The organism is Roseococcus sp. GW821-FHT12F05 (genome assembly GCF_058806835.1).
The window spans coordinates 629457-645888 of sequence record NZ_JBXAQB010000001.1 but is presented as its reverse complement, the minus strand read 5'-3'; the positions used below and the strand labels follow the sequence as shown (position 1 = coordinate 645888).

At 72.0% G+C, this 16432-nt stretch carries 18 protein-coding genes; 12 read left to right on the top strand and 6 right to left on the bottom strand.

Annotation, left to right across the window (positions count from 1 at the left end; translation table 11 throughout):
• The first annotated feature begins 52 nt into the window (after nucleotides 1-52).
• The 3 genes from AC1ROY_RS03250 to AC1ROY_RS03240 all read left to right on the top strand — a co-directional run bounded on the left by AC1ROY_RS03250 (nucleotide 53) and on the right by AC1ROY_RS03240 (nucleotide 4540).
• Nucleotides 53-703: a Crp/Fnr family transcriptional regulator gene (locus tag AC1ROY_RS03250; RefSeq protein WP_493147061.1), complete on the top strand. Its 651-nt coding sequence runs from the start codon at nucleotides 53-55 to the stop codon at nucleotides 701-703.
• Nucleotides 704-797: 94 nt separating this feature from the next.
• Nucleotides 798-1697, top strand: a complete 900-nt coding sequence (locus AC1ROY_RS03245; RefSeq protein ID WP_493147059.1) for a transglutaminase family protein — start codon at nucleotides 798-800, stop codon at nucleotides 1695-1697.
• Nucleotides 1694-4540: a PAS domain-containing protein gene (locus tag AC1ROY_RS03240; protein WP_493147057.1), complete on the top strand. Its 2847-nt coding sequence runs from the start codon at nucleotides 1694-1696 to the stop codon at nucleotides 4538-4540. Before AC1ROY_RS03245 ends, AC1ROY_RS03240 begins: the two co-directional genes overlap by 4 nt.
• Here the strand turns inward: AC1ROY_RS03240 and AC1ROY_RS03235 are convergent.
• Complete coding sequence (locus AC1ROY_RS03235; RefSeq protein ID WP_493147055.1) at nucleotides 4533-6236, bottom strand: AI-2E family transporter; 1704 nt, start codon at nucleotides 6234-6236, stop codon at nucleotides 4533-4535. The genes AC1ROY_RS03240 and AC1ROY_RS03235 overlap by 8 nt on opposite strands.
• 184 nt (nucleotides 6237-6420) lie before the next feature.
• Here AC1ROY_RS03235 and AC1ROY_RS03230 point away from each other — a divergent pair, with 184 nt between their 5' ends.
• The 7 genes from AC1ROY_RS03230 to AC1ROY_RS03200 all read left to right on the top strand — a co-directional run bounded on the left by AC1ROY_RS03230 (nucleotide 6421) and on the right by AC1ROY_RS03200 (nucleotide 11110).
• Nucleotides 6421-6696 (top strand): hypothetical protein, encoded by a 276-nt coding sequence (locus AC1ROY_RS03230; RefSeq protein WP_493147053.1) that lies wholly within the window; start codon nucleotides 6421-6423, stop codon nucleotides 6694-6696.
• The gene (locus AC1ROY_RS03225; RefSeq protein WP_493147052.1) at nucleotides 6696-7112 is read left to right on the top strand and encodes a hypothetical protein; all 417 of its coding nucleotides are present in this window, start codon (nucleotides 6696-6698) and stop codon (nucleotides 7110-7112) included. Before AC1ROY_RS03230 ends, AC1ROY_RS03225 begins: the two co-directional genes overlap by 1 nt.
• A 162-nt stretch (nucleotides 7113-7274) precedes the next feature.
• On the top strand, nucleotides 7275-7853 hold the full coding sequence (locus AC1ROY_RS03220) for a hypothetical protein (RefSeq protein WP_493147051.1): 579 nt from the start codon (nucleotides 7275-7277) through the stop codon (nucleotides 7851-7853).
• A 71-nt stretch (nucleotides 7854-7924) separates the two neighbouring features.
• Entirely contained in the window at nucleotides 7925-8800 is an 876-nt protein-coding gene (locus AC1ROY_RS03215) for a YihY/virulence factor BrkB family protein (RefSeq protein WP_493147049.1), read from the top strand.
• Nucleotides 8801-9065: 265 nt separating this feature from the next.
• The gene (locus AC1ROY_RS03210) at nucleotides 9066-9392 is read left to right on the top strand and encodes a hypothetical protein (protein ID WP_493147047.1); all 327 of its coding nucleotides are present in this window, start codon (nucleotides 9066-9068) and stop codon (nucleotides 9390-9392) included.
• Nucleotides 9393-9494: 102 nt separating this feature from the next.
• Complete coding sequence (locus AC1ROY_RS03205; RefSeq protein WP_493147046.1) at nucleotides 9495-10346, top strand: diacylglycerol/lipid kinase family protein; 852 nt, start codon at nucleotides 9495-9497, stop codon at nucleotides 10344-10346.
• Entirely contained in the window at nucleotides 10346-11110 is a 765-nt protein-coding gene (locus AC1ROY_RS03200) for a metallophosphoesterase family protein (RefSeq protein ID WP_493147044.1), read from the top strand. The genes AC1ROY_RS03205 and AC1ROY_RS03200 overlap by 1 nt, the downstream gene beginning before the upstream one ends.
• A gap of 7 nt (nucleotides 11111-11117) precedes the next feature.
• On the opposite strand, the gene AC1ROY_RS03195 is transcribed toward AC1ROY_RS03200, so the two are convergent.
• The 5 genes from AC1ROY_RS03195 to AC1ROY_RS03175 form a co-directional block, all read right to left on the bottom strand.
• Nucleotides 11118-12986 carry an ABC transporter ATP-binding protein/permease gene (locus tag AC1ROY_RS03195; RefSeq protein WP_493147043.1) on the bottom strand — a complete coding sequence of 623 codons (1869 nt, stop codon included), beginning with the start codon at nucleotides 12984-12986 and terminating at the stop codon, nucleotides 11118-11120.
• Complete coding sequence (locus tag AC1ROY_RS03190) at nucleotides 12983-13630, bottom strand: hypothetical protein (RefSeq protein ID WP_493147042.1); 648 nt, start codon at nucleotides 13628-13630, stop codon at nucleotides 12983-12985. The genes AC1ROY_RS03195 and AC1ROY_RS03190 overlap by 4 nt, the downstream gene beginning before the upstream one ends.
• A 1-nt stretch (nucleotide 13631) precedes the next feature.
• The gene (locus AC1ROY_RS03185; protein WP_493147041.1) at nucleotides 13632-13796 is read right to left on the bottom strand and encodes a DUF1328 domain-containing protein; all 165 of its coding nucleotides are present in this window, start codon (nucleotides 13794-13796) and stop codon (nucleotides 13632-13634) included.
• A 100-nt stretch (nucleotides 13797-13896) separates the two neighbouring features.
• Nucleotides 13897-14094, bottom strand: coding sequence for a CsbD family protein (locus AC1ROY_RS03180; RefSeq protein WP_493147039.1), 198 nt, complete (start codon nucleotides 14092-14094; stop codon nucleotides 13897-13899).
• 93 nt (nucleotides 14095-14187) lie between these two features.
• Nucleotides 14188-14913 (bottom strand): PhyR family response regulator anti-anti-sigma factor, encoded by a 726-nt coding sequence (locus tag AC1ROY_RS03175; RefSeq protein WP_493147038.1) that lies wholly within the window; start codon nucleotides 14911-14913, stop codon nucleotides 14188-14190.
• Between the two features lie 518 nt (nucleotides 14914-15431).
• Between AC1ROY_RS03175 and AC1ROY_RS03170 the strand changes: the two genes are divergently transcribed.
• A complete protein-coding gene (locus AC1ROY_RS03170) occupies nucleotides 15432-16064 on the top strand; it encodes a sigma-70 family RNA polymerase sigma factor (RefSeq protein ID WP_493147037.1) in 633 nt (210 codons plus the stop codon).
• Nucleotides 16065-16132: 68 nt separating this feature from the next.
• The gene (locus AC1ROY_RS03165; RefSeq protein ID WP_493147441.1) at nucleotides 16133-16291 is read left to right on the top strand and encodes a NepR family anti-sigma factor; all 159 of its coding nucleotides are present in this window, start codon (nucleotides 16133-16135) and stop codon (nucleotides 16289-16291) included.
• Nucleotides 16292-16432 lie beyond the last annotated feature (141 nt).

Here is a 16432-nt window from a genome sequence, read left to right as displayed (position 1 = left end):
GCTGCGGCCGCTGCCGGACTTCAAGCGCATCTCGGCGGAGCAGCTTCGATGGGTGGAGGGCCGCAAGCTCGGCCAGCTCCGCATCGATCCGGGGCAGCTCATCCTCGCCCAGGGCGTCAAGGACGATCGTCTCTACACCGTGTTGGAAGGCTGGGCGATCCGCCACAAGTCGCTGCCCGACGGGCGCCGCCAGATCCTCAACATCCTTCTGCCGGGCGACCTCGTCGGCCTGCAGGGCGAGCTGATGGGGACCGCGCAATACGACGTCGAGGCGCTGACCGCGGTGAATCTCTGCGTCTTCCGCCGCGACACCTTCCTCGCGCTGTCGCAGGCCGACCCGTCGCTGGCGCTCGACGTCGCCTGGCTCTCGGCGCTGAGCGAGCGCTTCTCGGACGACATCCTGCTGAGCGTGGGCCGCCGCACGGCCATGGAGCGTGTGGCGATGCTGCTCGTGCACCTGCACCGCCGCGCCGCTTCGGCAGGGCTGGCCGAGAATGGCATGATCGCCTTCCCACTGACCCAGGCGCATATCGCCGACGCGCTCGGCCTCTCGACGGTGCACATCAACCGGGTGCTGCAGGGGCTGCGGCGCCAGGGGCTGATCCGCCTGGCCGAGGGGCGGCTCGCCATCGGCGACCTGCGCGCGCTGCGCCGCGTCGCCGAGTACTGGGAGCAGCCGGCGCCGCACCGCCCGCTCCTCTGACCCGCCGATCAAGGGGTCACACCCGGGGCCGCAACCATGGCAGGATCGCCGCGTTGCGCCGCCACGCGCCTCCCTGCGCCCTCGGAAGCTCCCCATGCCGCACGTCCACATCGTCCACACGACGGAATACCGCTACGCGAATCCGGTCGGCCTCACGCGGCACCGGCTGATGGTCCGCCCCCAGGACAGCCACGACCTGCGGCTGCACGACGCGACGCTCAGCGTGGAGCCCGCCCCCGCCAGCACCCGCTGGGCACATGACGTCTTCGGCAACTCCATCTGCTTCCTCGAATGGACGGAGAAGACGGAGCTGCTGCGCATCGTCTCCACGCTCGACCTCACGCATTATCCGGCCGGCGCGGCGCTGCCGCAGGCGACGCTGGATCCGGCGGCCGAGCTCTTCCCCTTCTCCTACGCCGCCGACGAGATCCCCGACCTCGCGCGGCTGACCGAGCGCCAGACGCCCGACCCGGACCGGACGGTCGACGCCTGGGCCCGGCGATTCGTCTCAGGCGAGGGCGAGCACCGCACGCTGGCCGTGCTGGAGGCCATGACCCACGCGATCCACGCCGACTTCACCTACGGCGCACGCGAGGAGGAGGGCACCCAGCCGCCCGCCGAGACGCTGGCCAAGGGCACCGGCACCTGCCGCGACTTCGCGCTGCTGATGATGGAGGCGGTGCGCAGCCTCGGCCTCGCGGCCCGCTTCGTTACCGGCTACCTCTACGACAGCGGCGCGAATGCGGTGGTCGGCGGCGGCGCGACCCATGCCTGGTGCAGCATTTACCTCCCCGGCGCGGGCTGGGTGGAGTATGATCCCACCAATGGGCTGGTGGCTGGCACGAACCTCATCCGAATCGGCGTGGTGCGCTCCCCGGAGCAGGCGCTGCCGGTGGCGGGCGGCTTCGTCGGCGATCCCGCCGATCCGCTGGGCCTCACCGTGGACGTGACCGTTCAAGCCGCCCCCGACGGGGCCCTGTCCGAAGCCGCGTGACCGCGCGCCGCGCCAGGAGGGGCGCATCCCGCCTGCCGCTGGCGCTCCGGGCTTTCCTGGGCCTGCTGGTCGCCCTCGTGCCGGCGGGCCTCGTGCAGGTCCTGCTCGAGCGCGAGGCGCGGCAGGAGCGCACGGAGCAGCTCGGCGAGCAGGCCATGCGCCTGGTCCGCCTCCTGGCGCGCGAGCAGGTCGCCACCATCGAATCGGCGCGCCAGCTGCTCAGCGCCATCGCCGCGCACGACGCCATCCGCGCCAACCGGCCGAGCGCGGATTGCGACGCCTTCCTCGCGCGGATCGTCGCGGCCAATCCGCGCTACGTCACCGCGAACCTCTTCAGCCCGCAGGGCGACAACATCTGCTCGGCGCAGCCGTCGATGATCCGCGCGGCCCAGGTCGGCAACCGGCCCTACCTGCGCGCCGTCATCCGCGAGAACGCCTTCCAGATCGGCGACTACGCGGTCGGCCGCGGCACGGGCCAGCCCACGCTGCACATGGCGGCGCCGCTGCGCGACGCGGCGGGCGCGCCGGCGGGCGTGGTCGTGGTGGGGCTCTCGGTCCGCTGGATGACCGAGAACCTGGCCACGGTGGGGCTGCCGCCGGGCGGCGTCTCCATCATCGCCGACCGGAACGGCATCGTGCTCGCGCGCTCGATCGATCCGGAGCGCTATGTCGGCACGCCGCTGGCCGCCTTCTCGCGCGACCTGCCCGCCGCGCCGCGCGCCGGCACCTTCGAGCTCACGGGCCGCGACGGCGTGCGGCGCGTCGCCGCCTACCTGCCGCTGGCCGAGGGGCCGGAGGGCGCGCTCTTCCTCTCCGTCGGGCTGGAGATCGAGAGCGCGATGGCCGCCGCCGCCGCGGCCAACCGGCGCGCCACGCTGATGATCGTGGGCTCGCTGCTGCTGACCTTCCTGCTCGCCATCCTGGGCTTTCACGCCACCATCGAGCGGCCTGTGCAGCGGCTGCTCGCCGCCGCGCAGCGCTGGCGCGAGCAGGACTGGCGCGCGCGCGTCGGCTCGGTCGGTGGCGGGCGCGAGTTCGAGCGGCTCGCCGAAGCCTTCGACGACATGGCGGGCACGGTGGAGGCCCGCATCGCCGAGCGCCAGAACGCCGTGGCGCGCATGCAGGCCGTGCTGCGCGTGGCGCCGCAGGTGGTGCTGACCGCTGATCGCGAGGGGCGCGTCGACTGGGCCAACGAGTTCTGGTGCGGCACCACCGGCCTCACGGAGGAGGACAGCCTGGGCGACGGCTGGCTCGCCGCCGTCCATCCGGAGGACCGCGCCGGCGCCGGCGCCGCCTGGCGCGCCGCCATGGCGGAGGCCGGGCCGGGCGACGGCGCGCCCTTCACGCGCGAGGTGCGGCTGCGCCGCGCCGCCGACGGCGCCTGGCGCTGGTTCCTGCTGCGCGGCGGGCCGATCGAGGACGGGATGGGCGGCATCGCGGCCTGGGCCGTCGTCGGCGTCGACTTCCACGAGCACCGGGAGGCGCAGGGCCGCGTCGCCGCCACCGTCGCCCAGCTCCAGGCCACCTACGAGACCGCGCCGGCCGGCCTCTGCCTGATGGACCGCGAGCTCCGCTTCATCGCGCTGAACGAGAAGCTGGCGCAGTCCAACGGGCAGCCGGTGGCCGCGCATATCGGCCGGCGCTTCGCGGAGATGGCGCCGCATGTGGCGCCCGAGCTGGAGCCGGCGCTGCGGCGCGTGCTGGAGACGGGCCAGCCCGTCGAGGAGTTCGAGCTGCGCGTGCGCATCGGCGGGGAGGAGCGCTTCTGGCTCTGCAGCTCCTACCCGGTGCGCGGCGCGCTGGGCGAGGTGACGGGCGTCAGCGCCGCGGTGATCGACATCACCGCGCGCAAGCGCGTGGAGGCCTCCGAGCGCATGCTCTCGCGCGAGGTGGACCATCGCGCCCAGAACGCGCTGAGCGTGGTGCGCGGCCTCATCCGCCTCTCCGCCGCCGACGCGCCGGACGACGTGCCGGCGCTGGTCGAGGTGCTGGAGGGGCGGATCGGCGCGATGAGCCGCGCGCACAACGTGCTCTCGCGCGAGAAATGGGTGGGCGCGGACCTGCTCGAGATCGCCCGGCAGGAGCTTGCCGCGCATGCCGGGCGGGCGGAGGTGGAGGGGTCCTCGCTCCGCCTCACGCCCGAGGCGGCGCAGCCGCTCACCCTGGTGCTGCACGAGCTGACCACCAATGCCGTGAAGTACGGCGCGCTGTCCCGGCCGGAGGGCTGCGTCGCGCTGCGCTGGGAGCGCGACGGCGGCGGCGTCGCGCTCAGCTGGACCGAGCGCGGCGGCCCTCATGTCGCCGGCCCGCCCGGGCGCACCGGCTTCGGCTCCATGCTCATCGACGCGAACATGCGCGGCCAGCTCGCGGGCAGCATCGAGCGCCGCTGGGAGCCGGAGGGGCTGCGCTGCGCTATGACCATCGGCGCCGAGGCCGTGGCGCGCGGCGGCACGCCGGGCAGCCCGTCCGGCGCAGGCCCGCTCACCGGCCGCCGGGTGCTGGTCGCCGAGGGCGACGCGGTCTCGGCCATCACCCTCGCCGCCGCGCTGCGCGAGGGCGGCTGCGAGGTGGAGGGGCCGGCCGCCACGGTGGAGGAGGCGCTGCTGCTGGTGGAGAAGGCCGGCACGCTCGACGCGGCGGTCCTGGCCGGCACGCTGGCGGGACGCTCGGTGCAGCCGGTCGCGCGGCTGCTGCAGCGCCGGGCGGTGGCGGTGCTCTACCTCTCGCCGCTGGGGATTCCGGCCGAGGGGCTGCTGGATGCGGCCGTGCTGGAGCAGCCCGTCACCGCAGCCGGCCTGCGCAAGGCGCTGGCGGCCGCGCTGGAGCGCGGGCCGGTCAGGTAGTCATCGGCTCCGGCACCGGCGCCGGCACGCCGCCGGACATCGAGGCCTCGACCTCGGCCAGCAGCTCCGCCAGGGTGGTGAGTGGCATCGTCTGCGGGCGCTGGTAGAGCGCCTGCGCCGCCTCGTCCGTCGGCGCGAAGATCAGCAGCCGGCCCGAGATCTGCGCGGCATTCGCCAGCGCGCGGTCCACCCGGCGCGGCGGCGCGTCCGTCGCGGCCACCAGCACGACCAGCGCGGGCTCCGGCGCCTCCGCGGGCACGAGGGTCGCGAGCTGGCCCGCCTCCTGCAGCGCCACCACCACGGCCGAGGCCGCGGCGCGGTCCAGCGCGCCCGCCACGGGCAGCACCAGGATGTCGGCCGGCCCCTCGATGCCCTGGGACACCGCCTCCATCACCCGCGTCAGCGCGCGCGAGGCGCGGATGGCGAGCGCCGGGCCGAAGGCCTCGTTCGGCCGGTCGGTGGAGATCTGCTGGATCGCCGGCATCACCATCTGGTCCAGCGCCGGCTCGACGCCGATCCGCCCGGCCTCGGCGCCGAGCAGCCCCGCCGCGTTCACCGCGTCGTCCGCCAGCAGGCGCTGGTAGAAGCGCGCCCGCGCCGGCAGGGGCGGCGTGTCGCCGAGCAGTACGTCGAGAAAGGCGAGCGTCCGCACGTGCCGGCCGAGGATGACGAGGCAGGCCGTGATCGCCGGCGCCAGGATCAGCCCGAGCGGCCCCCACATCACCGCCCAGAAGGCCGAGGCGAGCAGCAGCGCGAGCGGCGTGATCCCCATGCTGCTGCCATAGAGCCAGGGCTCCAGCACATAGGTCACCGTGACGTCCACGATGGCGAAGAGCGCGATGACCAGCAGCACGGTCGTCCAGCCCTCGGTGGTGGCGAAGGCGACGATCAGCGGGAAGAGCATGGAGAGCGGCGCACCCAGGAACGGCACGAAGCGCAGCCCGAAGCCGAGCGCGCCCCAGAGCGGCGCATTGGGCACGCCGAGCAGCCAGAGGCCGGTGCCCATCGCCAGGCCGAAGATGCCGTTCACCATCGCCTGCATCAGCAGGAAGCGCCCGACGCGCGAGGTGGCCTCGGCCATGGCGCCGGTGGTGCGGTGCATCTCGTGCAGGCCGGCGAGGCGCAGCACGCGGTCCCGCACGTCCTCGCGCTGCACCAGGATGAAGGCCATCAGCAGCAGCGTGATGGCGAAGGTCGCGACCGGCGCGATGATCACCACCGCCAGGCCGAAGAGCGTCGCGAGCGGCCCCTGGCCGGAGGCGGCGACGGCCACGGTCTGCGCGGGCGTCGCCTCGGCCGGCGCCAGCACCTCGCCCAGCCGCTTCACCAGCCGCAGCACGCGCTCGATCGGGCCGGAGCCGTCCTGGCTGATCGCCTGCAGCTTGCCGCGCAGCACGGTCTCGTAGTTGGGCAGCTCGCCCGCCAGCGCCAGCGCCTGGGTCAGCACGACGTAGACGAGCCCGCCGACGACGGCGAGGAACAGCACCATCACGAGCAGCACGGCCGGGACGCGCGGGATTTTCCGGCGCTCCAGCCAGGCGACCGCGGGCATCGCCGCGATGGTGAGCAGCAGCGCGAGCGCCAGCGGCGCGAAGACCTCCCGCCCCAGGTAGAGCGCGGCGACGACGGCGACGAAGACGAGCAGGCGCGCGGGCCAGTCGCGGGACACGGGCGGCGGCGGGCGGAAGGGGGCCATGGGAAGTTCCTGTTGCGCAGATGCAACGCCAGGTGGCACGCCGCGTTGCCGGGTCGATCGAGAAGGGAGGCCTGGCATGCGCATCCTCCGCCGTCCGGCGCTGCGGCGCGGATTGCCCTTGCCACGACTCCGGATACCCTCCCGGACCCGGTTCACTTCCCATTCCCACCGAAAGGACAGGACCATGGCCGAAACCCCCGCCGAAATTCCCCCCTACATGGCCGAGACCCATGCCGAGATCGCCGCGCTGCGCGCGAAGGTCGAGGCGCTGATGAAGGACCGCGTGACGCCGGCCGTCGCCCGCGTCGCCGACAAGGCGGAGGCGGCGGCCCACCAGGCCACCGACAGCATCCGCCACCAGACCGAGCGGCTGAGCGAGGTGGTGCGCGAGAAGCCGCTGACCTCGATCGGCATCGCGGCGCTGGCGGGCTACGTCTTCGCCGTCATGTGCCGCCGCTGATGCGCAGCCTTCGCCTGCTCGGTGTCGCCGCGGAGGCGGAGGCGCTGCGCCTGAAGCGCGAGGCCGGTGCCCTCGCGCGCTCCACGATCCTGCAGGTCGCGGCCGGCCTCTTCGGGCTGGTGGCACTCGGCCTGCTGCACGCCGCGGCCTGGATCTGGCTCGACCGGAGCCAGGGGCCGCTCTGGGCCACGCTGTGGCTCGCGCTCGCCGACCTCGTGGTCATGGGACTCCTGCTGCTGCTGTCGCGCCGGCGCTACGACCCCGTGGCGCACGAGGCGCTGATCCTGCGGCGCCAGGCGATGGCGCAGCTGCGCGCCGTCTCGCCGATGGACGAGGCGCTCGGGCTGCTGCGGTGGCGCTGGGCCGCGGAGATCGGCGGGATGATCGTGGAGCAGCTTCTCAGGCGCCGGCGCTAGAGCCGTTCCGTCGCAAGGCTCACTCTAAAGCCTCTAGCTCATTGTTTCGAGAGCATGATTCACGCTTCCGGTGATTCCACCTGCAGCGATCATGCTCCAGCAACTCGTCCCCGGCTTCGGGGTTCTATCGGCAACCTTCGCCCCCCGAGAAGGATGCCCGAGATGGACCGCCGCTACGAACCCCGGATCCCGCTGCTGTGGATGACCCTGGTCGCCGGCCTGATGGCCGCGCCGCTGCTCGCCTTGGCGCAAGGCCAGCCGGCGCCATCGGCCGTGCCGAGCCCCAGCGCCTCGCCGGCCGTTCCCGATACCGCGCCCGCCCGCAGCCCGACCGGCGTGCCGGCCGAGATCGCCCCGAGTCCCCAGGTGGGAGCGCCCCAAAGCCCCCCGGCCTCGACGGCGCCCGGCGCGGTGCTGACGCCGGGCGCGGCGCTGCTCCAGCAGCCCCGTATCAGCCGAATCCTGGGGAGCCGGGTCTACAACGACCGGAACGAAGTGGTCGGTGACGTGGAGGAGGTGCTGCTCGCGCCGCCCGCCACGGCGGCGACGCCTTCGTCCCTGGGCCCGGTCGCCATCATCCAGGTCGGCGGCTTCCTCGGCCTGGGCGGGCGGCTCGTCTCCGTGCCGCTGGGCGACCTGCGCTGGAACGCCGAGCGCGAGCGCATCACCATGCCGAGCGCCAACAGGGAAGCGTTGCGCGCCCGCCCGGCCTTCGACTACGGGATGCTGCGCAACCCGTGAGCGCGACGCCGCTGACCATCGATTCTCCAAAGAGGGCTCCATCCGCCGACAATCCCGCCGCGGTGAAGGCCATGGACGCCGCCAAGGCGGCGGAGGTCGCGGCCGCGCCGCAGGAGAGCTATTGGGCGCAGGCCTGGTCGGTCGCGACGTCGGACCAGATCTCGCTGGTCGCGGCGGGCTGCGCCTTCTACGCCATGCTGGCACTCTTCCCGGCCATCTCGCTCTGCATCGCCTTCTACGGCGTGTGGTTCAACCTCGACACGATCGAGCCGCAGCTCGCGGTGCTCCAGCGCCTGCTGCCGGAGGACAGCTACGACCTGATCGCCGCGCGCGTGCACCAGCTGGTCTCGGGCCCGGCGCAGGCTCTGGGCTGGGGCGTGGTGATCAGCAGCTCCATCGCGCTCTGGTCGGCCTCCTCGGGTGTGCGCTCACTGCTGGGCGCGCTCAACCTGGCGCATGGGCAGCACGAGCAGCGCCACTGGCTCGCCTTCTACGCGACGGCGATCGTCATCACGCTCTGCGCCATCCTGGCGGTGACGGTGGGGCTGGCCTTCCTGGTGGCGCTGCCGACCATCCTCAACATGCTGAAGTTCCCCTTCCGCGACGCGCTGCTGCTGCGCGCGGCCTCGATGGGGGTGCTGGTCTGCGTGGTCTTCCTGGCGATCGCGACGCTCTACCGCTTCGGCCCGGCGCGGCGCCCCAAGCACTACCGGGTCTTCTCCGTGGGGGCGCTGACCGCGACGCTGCTCTGGCTGGTCGCCTCGGTGGCCTTCTCGCTCTACGTCAGCCATTTCGCGACCTATGACGCGACCTATGGGCCGCTGGGCGCCGCCATCGCGCTGCTCACCTGGCTCTATGTGAGCGTCTATCTGATCCTGCTGGGCGCCGAGCTGGATGCGGCCATCGCCCGCATCCGCGATGGCGATGGCCGGCCGATCAAGGGCTGAAGAAGAAAGGGCCGACTCGGCAAGTCGCGCGGCCCATCCCGTCAGATCACGTTGAACAGATACAGCGTGATGATGATCGGGATTGGAATACCCAGGAACCAAAGCAGCACGCCACGCATGGGATTCTCCTTGTTGTAGGACCGGGAACCTTGCCACAACGTCCAATCTTCCGATCGGTTGCGGCTTTGCAACCCTGCGGCAGTCCGAACGTTGGGGATTCGTCGCCGAGATGATGGCGTAACCCGATCCTTCGGAAGGAAATTTCATGCATATCGCCCGCCTCCTGCCCGCCGGCCTGCTGCTCCTCGGCGTCGCCGCCTGCAACGATCCGGGTGACGGCCGTCGCGGCAACCCGCCCGGCACCGCCAGCGAGCGCGCCGTGGACCGCGCCGCCGGCACGAACACCTCGGGCGCCTATCCGCGCCAGTCCGACGGCATGCCCGGCAACCCGCCCGGCACGGCGGCGGAGCGCGCCCTGGATCGTGCGGCGGGCACCAACACCTCCGGCGCCTATCCGGCGCAGTCGGACGGCACGCCGGCCAATCCCCGCGGCACGGCCGTGGGCCGCGCGGTCGGCACGACCACCCGATGATCCACGGGCGCGCGTGACACCGCGCCTGAGCCCGATGGGCGCGACCGCTTCTCCGGAAGCGGCCGCGCCCTTTCCGCGTCTGGAGGGGCGCTGGGCCGGATCATGAAGGCTGCTCTCGTCGTCAACGGCCGGGCCGGCTCGCTCTCTGGCCTCGCGGCGCCCCGCGCGGCACTGGAAGCGGCCCTGCGCGAGGCCGGCTTCGAGCTTGTCGCCGTGGCGGAGGACGCCGCGCTGGACGAGCAATGGGAGGCCGTCGCGTCCAGCCCGGCGGAGATCGTCTTCGTCGCCGGCGGCGACGGCACGCTGCGCGACGGCGCCGAGCGGTTGATCGGCACGGGCCGCGTCTTCGCGCCCCTGCCCGGAGGCACCATGAACCGGGTCTGCGGACGCCTCGGCCTCTGCGCCGATCCCGTCCGCGCGGCGCGGGCGTATCGTCCCGGCCCCTCGGTCGCGCTGGACGTCGCCACCGCCAACGGACAGGTCTTCCTCTACCAGAGCGTGGTCGGCGCGCCGACGCGGCTCATGCGTGTCCGCGAGATGCAGCGCGGCGGCGGCACGCGCGGCTGGCTGCCGCTGGTCCGCGCGGTGCTGCGTGAGCTGTTCCGCCCGAGCTCGCGCGCCCTCGCGATCCGGCTCGGCCCCGGCCGCCGCGCGCGTGGCCACGCGGCCGTGATCACCCTGCCGGAGCCTGCCAGCGCGGCCGGCCTTGCACTGGCGCTGGCCCGCCCGAGCGGGCTGCGCGGCCGCATCCGCCAGGCCTGGCGATGGTTCCGCGGCCGCCTCGCCGACGATCCGGACGTCGCCACGCGCGAGGGCGATCGCGTCGCCGTGCATGGCCGCCTTCCGTGGCTGCGCCTCAGCCTGGACGGCGAGACGCGCATCTCGACCTCGCCGGTGCGGTTCCGGCTGCATCGCGGCGCGCTCCGCGTCCTCTGCCCGCCGGGCCCGGCCTGATGCCCCGCATCGCCCACCTCTCCGACCTGCATTTCGGCGAGGCGCCGCAGGCCCTGGTGGAGAGCCTCGCGGCCGACGTCATCATGGCGGCGCCGGACGCGGTGGCCGTCAGCGGCGACCTCACCCGCCGGGCCTCGCGCGACGAGTTCGCCCGCGCCTTCGCCTTCCTGGAGATGCTGGGCGCGCCCCTGCTGGTGCTGCCGGGCAATCACGACATCCCGCAGGGCAATATCGTCGGGCGCTTCATGCACCCCAAGCGCCGCTGGCAGCGCGCCCGGCCGGAGGACGCCGCCGAGGAGCTGACGCTGGAAGGGACGCGGCTGATCGGCCTCGACACGGTGAGCCGCGCGCAATGGCACCTCGACTGGTCCGCCGGCGGCATCACGCTGGAGCGCCGCGCCCGGCTGGCGGCCCGGCTGGAGGCGGCGAAGGGCCTCGACATCGTCGTGGTCTGCCACCATCCCCTGCGCCACGGCGGCTGGGCCACCGCGCGCCGCGCGCCCCGCGAGGCCGGCGCGACCATGGAGCTGCTGCACGAGCACGGCGTGAAGGCCGTGCTCTGCGGCCACCTGCATCAGGCGGAGGCGATGCGGCTGGAGCCCGGCGGGCCGCTGCAGGTCATTGCGCCCAGCGCCTTCTCGCCGCGCGGCTCCGGCGCGCCGAACGGCTGGAACCTCGTCACCGTCGAGCGCGGCGAGATCCGCGTCGAGACCCGCGAGCTCCTGCCCGACGGCTGGCGCGGCAGGGAATTGCTCCCGGCCTGAAGCCGCCTCAAAGCGCCGGCTGCGTCCGCTTGAGCGCGCGCCGCTCGGCCCGCGCCTCCTTCGCCGCGCGGGCCATCGCGCGCGGCCATTGCCGCTTCGCCGCACGCCGCTGCGGCCGCGACAGCCGCGCGCCCCCCTCGGCCCGCAGCAGGTCCAGCGATCGCGTGTGGAAGGCGGCCAGGCCCGGGCGGTGGCCGATGGAGATCAGCCCCGCCTCCGGCAGCTCGTCGAGCACGAGCTGCATCATCGCGTCCTGGTTCGCCTCGTCGAGCGCGGCGGTCGCCTCGTCCATGAAGATCCAGCGCGGCTTGTGCAGCAGCAGCCGCGCGAAGGCGAGGCGCTGCTGCTCGCCGAGGCTGAGCACGCGGTCCCAGCGATCCTCCTCGTCGAGCTGCTCCGCCAGCCGCTCCAGCCCCACCTTCTTCAGCGCCTCGGCCACGGCTCCGGATTCGAAGGCATCGGGACCGGCAGGGTAGGCGATGGCGGTGCGCAGCGTGCCGAGCGGCAGGTACGGCCGCTGCGGCATGAACATCATGCTCTTGCGCGGCGGGGTGCGGATCTCGCCCGCACCCCAGGGCCAGAGCCCGCCGATCGCGCGGAACAGCGTGGACTTTCCCGTGCCAGACTCGCCCTTGATGAGCACGCGCTCGCCCGCCTGGATCTCGGCCGAGGCATTGGCGATCACCGTGGTGCCGTTGGAGAAGGCGACCTCCAGGTTGTTCAGCACGAGCTTGTCCTCGTCGGTCTCGTGCACCTCGATGGTGGGCTGGTCCGGATCGTCGATGAGCGTGTCCAGCTCCTCGATGACATCGCGGAAGGTGACGACGCGCTGCACCGCGCTGCGCCACTGCGCGATGAGCCCGAAATTGTCCACGAACCAGTTGAGCGCGCCCTGCACCTGGCCGAAGGCCGCGCCGATCTGCATCAGCCCGCCCAGCGTGATGGCGCCGGCGAAATAGGCCGGCGAGGCCACGATGGTCGGGAAGATCATGGCCAGCGTGCCGTAGGCGCTGGTCAGCCACATGAGGTTCCGCTGGCTGCGCATCAGCCCGCGCCAGGAGCCCTTCACCTGCTCGAACAGCATCGTGAGGCCGCGCCGCTCGTCCGCCTCGCCGCGGATCAGGGCGATGCCCTCGCCGCTCTCGCGGGCGCGGTTGAGGCCGAAGCGGAAATCCGCCTCCGCGGTCGTGCGCTCGACGTTGAGCCGCACCATGGGCCGGCCGACCATCCAGGTGAGAAAAGTGCCGAGCAGCGCGTAGAGCAGCGCGGCCCAGACCATGTAGCCGGGAATCTCCACCTCGCGCCCCGCGAGGGCGAGGTGCAGCGGGCCGGAGACGGTCCAGAGAATGCCGATGAAGGCCGTCAGCATCATCAGCGAGTTGATGATGCCCACGCCGAAGTCGAGCGCGAGGTCGGTCGAGATGCGCACGTCCTCGGAGATGCGCTGGTCGGGATTGTCGGTGCTGCCGGCCATCTCGAGCTGGTAGTGCCGGCCTTCGCGCAGCCAGGCCTCGGTGAGGTGGCGCGTGAGCCATTCGCGCCAGCGGAGCTGGGCGAGCTGCTTCACGTAGAGCTGGTAGACCGCGACGCCCATCGAGAGCGCGGCAAAGCCGAGGAAGACCAGGATCTGCGTGCGGAAGGCGCCTCCGTCGCGGCTCTCCAGGGCGTTGAAGAAGTCACGGTTCCAGAGGTTCAGCCGGATCTGGATCGCCACCTGCGCGACGGTGAGCACCAGTAGGAAGAAGAGCAGCCAGCGCGCGTTGCCGCGATCGGGCGCGCGGAGCCAGACACGGGTGAGCTGGCCGAAGGCGCGGATGGAATGCTCCGCCTGCTGTTCGTGAAGGAGGCGGGCGTCGTCATCCGTCGTGTTGCTCATGGGCGTGGCTCGGGAAGCCCTTCCAGGGAGTTTTCGTTCTTGCCCAGGCGCTGGGCGTCGATGGCGGCAAGCTCGCCGCGCCGCGTGCCGAGGCCCTCGGCCGCGACCGTCTCGCCGACGGCCACCTTGCCGCCGAGCGCCTTGTGCTGCTCCACGCCGAGCCGGATCGTGCCGCCCTCGGCCAGGATCACGCCCATGTTCTCGCCCTGCGGCGTGAGCAGCGGGGCCTGCACGCGGCCGGACAGGACCATGCGCTGCGTTCCCGGGCGCGTGCTGGCGAACCAGGCGGGGCGCTCGACGAAGCTCGCGGGGTCGGAATCCGTCTTCGCCCAGGCGAGCATGGTCACGACCGGCGCGGTGCGCGCGCGGATGCCCCAGACGGCGATCGAGCCGCCGCGCTCGATGGCGCCCATCAGGGCGTCGGCCTCGGAAGGCGGGAAGACGAATTGCGTGCCTTCCCGGAACAGGCCGCGGTCCACCTCGCCGGCGGGGTTGGAGATCCAGCGCTCCAGGCGGCCGGAATAGGAGGGGAGCTGCGTCGGGTCGAACCACAGGCCGCGCGGATCGCGGGCCCTGGCGGGGATCGCCGCGGTGGACGCCCAGGCAAGGGCGGCCCCCGCCAGCATGTGGCGCCGATGGATCATGTCAGAGCGAGAAGCCCTGGCCGGTCAGCAGCGAGACGGCGAAGAGCACGAGGAAGATGAAGAACAGCACCCGGGCGATGCCCGTGGCGGTGGAGGCGATGCCGCCAAACCCGAAGAGGCCGGCGATCAGGGCGACCACGAGGAAGATGATGGTCCAGGTGAGCACGATCCTACTCCTTTCGGGAATGGAACGGAGCCAAGGCGACAGCGCCGCCGGCCCATCTGGAACCGGCGGCGCCCGAAGCCGTCACGAAAGAGCGAAAGCCTTAGTAGCGGCTTTCCCAGGCCTTCACCTGCGCCTCGGCCTCGTCCTTGGCGATGCCGTAGCGCTCCTGGATCTGGCCTACGAGCTGGTCGCGGCGCCCCTCGATGACCGTCATGTCGTCGTCGGTGAGCTTGCCCCACTGCTCCTTCACGGAGCCGGTCATCTGCTTCCAGTTGCCCTTGATGGTATCCCAGTTCATTTGCGTTTCTCCTTCAATCCCGCGCGTTTCGCGGTCTGCCGGATCAACGCCAGACAAGGGGCGGGAGTTGCAGCGCCCCGCCATGCCCCGTCGTCAATGCAGGGGAACACGTCCGGCGGTGATCGCCTGGTAGGTGAAGATGGCGAGCGTCACGGGGTCGAAGGGCTTGCGCATGACGAAGGCGGGTTCCACGCCCTCGGCCGTCAGGAGCTGCTCGGGATAGGCGGTGACGAAGATCACGGGGATGGAGAGCGTCTGCAGGATGCGGCGCACCGCCTGGATGCCGTTGCCGCCGCGGCCGAGGTTGATGTCGGCCAGGATGAGCCCGGCGCCCTTCTCGGTGGCGAGGCGCACGGCCTCGGCCTCGGTGGCCGCGATGCCGACCACGCGATGGCCGCAGCCCTGCACCAGCATGCGAAGGTCCATGGCGATGACCGGCTCGTCCTCGATGATGAGCACATCGGTGGCGGACGCGGCCTTCACGGCGGCCCGGGCCTCGGCCACGCGCTCGGCGGCGTCGGCCTCGTCCAGCCCGGTGATCCGCGCGGCGTCTGCCAGGGAGATCTCCTCCAGCGAGGTCAGCAGCAGAAGGTGCCGCCCGAGCGGGCGGCCAAGGGCGTGATCATGGCCGGCAACCTCCATGTCCTCGGTCAGCCGGGTGATGCGGGCATAGAGCGCGAGCTTGGGCGGCAGGTCGTCGGAGAGCTCGGGGATCGCGCGGGCCACCAGCGCGTCGCCCTCGGCCTGGCTGCCGGTGAGGGCACGGGCGTAGCGGCGCGCATAGGGCAGGACGGCGATCAGCTCAGCGGCGGATGTCATGACTCAAGCTCCTGGACGGCAAGTCTATCAAGGCCTGGCGGCCGGTGGAATGTCGGAAACCGGGTCCCATCGGGCATCCCAGGTTTAGGCCGATGGGGGCAACTATACCCATGGTTGCAAGGCCGCGGCTTCTTTTCGCCGAAGTTGCATGCGGACAGTGGCGCGAGCTACAGTGAGGCAGGAATGTCCGCAGGACGCGAGGAGCACAGGATCGCCATGGGCGCAGACCGCCGGAGCCGCGATGCGGGGGAGGAGACCCTTCCTGCAAGCGCGCACGGGCGCGCTGCACGCCTCCGGGGAGACGCGCGGCTTGGTTCCGCGGCAAGGATGGCTTGCGGCCAGATGGGATCATTGTGATGACAACGCCTTGTTTCGACGATGGTTGCGGTGGTCTGCACAGCGATTTTCCCTGGGACGCCGACTTTTCCGCCGACTTTTCCCATGATTCGCGCATCGGGCGTGCAACCCTTTCTGGTCCGGGGCGTTTCAGGGTCATGAGAAGTCACGAGGAGTACCCCATGCGCCCGAATGTCGCCGTACAGGACGATACTTCCGCGCCCATGCCTTCCTTCCACGAGTTGCTTCTGGCCGCCCTGCCTTCCCTCCGCCAGCAGGCTCTCGCCCTGACCCGCCACCGCGCCGATGCCGAGGATCTCGTCCAGTCGGCCGTGACCAACGCGCTGGCGGCGCAGCATTCCTTCGAGCCGGGCACCAATTTCCGCGCCTGGATGACGCGCATCCTGCGCAACCGCTTCTTCTCCAACTTCCGCCGCCGTCGCGAGACGGTCGACCTGGACGATGCGCCGTCCTCCCTGATGGGCCGCAGCGGCGGGCAGGAGGAAAGCATCGCCTTCAAGGAGCTTCGCGCAAACCTCGCCCGGCTGCCGGCCGACCAGCGGCTCGTCCTCATGATGATCTCGGTGCAGGGTCTCTCCTACGAGGAGGCGTCGGAGCAGCTCGGCGTCGCGGTGGGCACCCTGAAGTGCCGCGTCTTCCGCGCCCGCAAGCAGCTCAAGCTCTGGATGCTGGGCGAGGATGAAGCTCCCGCGGCGGCGCCTTCCAGCGCCAAGCGGGCGACCCGGCAGGCTGCGCCGCGCGCCCGCCGCCGTGCCTCGAACAGTCTTCCGGAGGACGGTCTCCGTCTGTCTTAGGAGCGTTTGTGTCCGACAGTTCCGAGGGCCCGTCCAAGGGGAATGCATCGCCGCAAACTCCGAGGACCATCGGGCGGGGCCGCAAGGCCGCGCCCGATGTCGCATTTGAGCTGTGGCTCGAGCGCGGACTTCACAAGATGTATGATGATATCGCGAACGAGCCGATTCCGCCGGAACTGCTGGAACTGATCGAGCGCGACAGAAAGAAGGGCCCGGCTTCCAAGTAGCTGGCTCTGGTCGCTTCTATAAATTCCAAGGAATGGAACCGCTGTCGCTTCGACATGCGGAAGATTTTTTCGTTTTCTTCGCAACCTTTCATCCCCTGGCGCGTTTCCGTCCTCAAGGGCCGGCGACTCCCGCCGGCACCG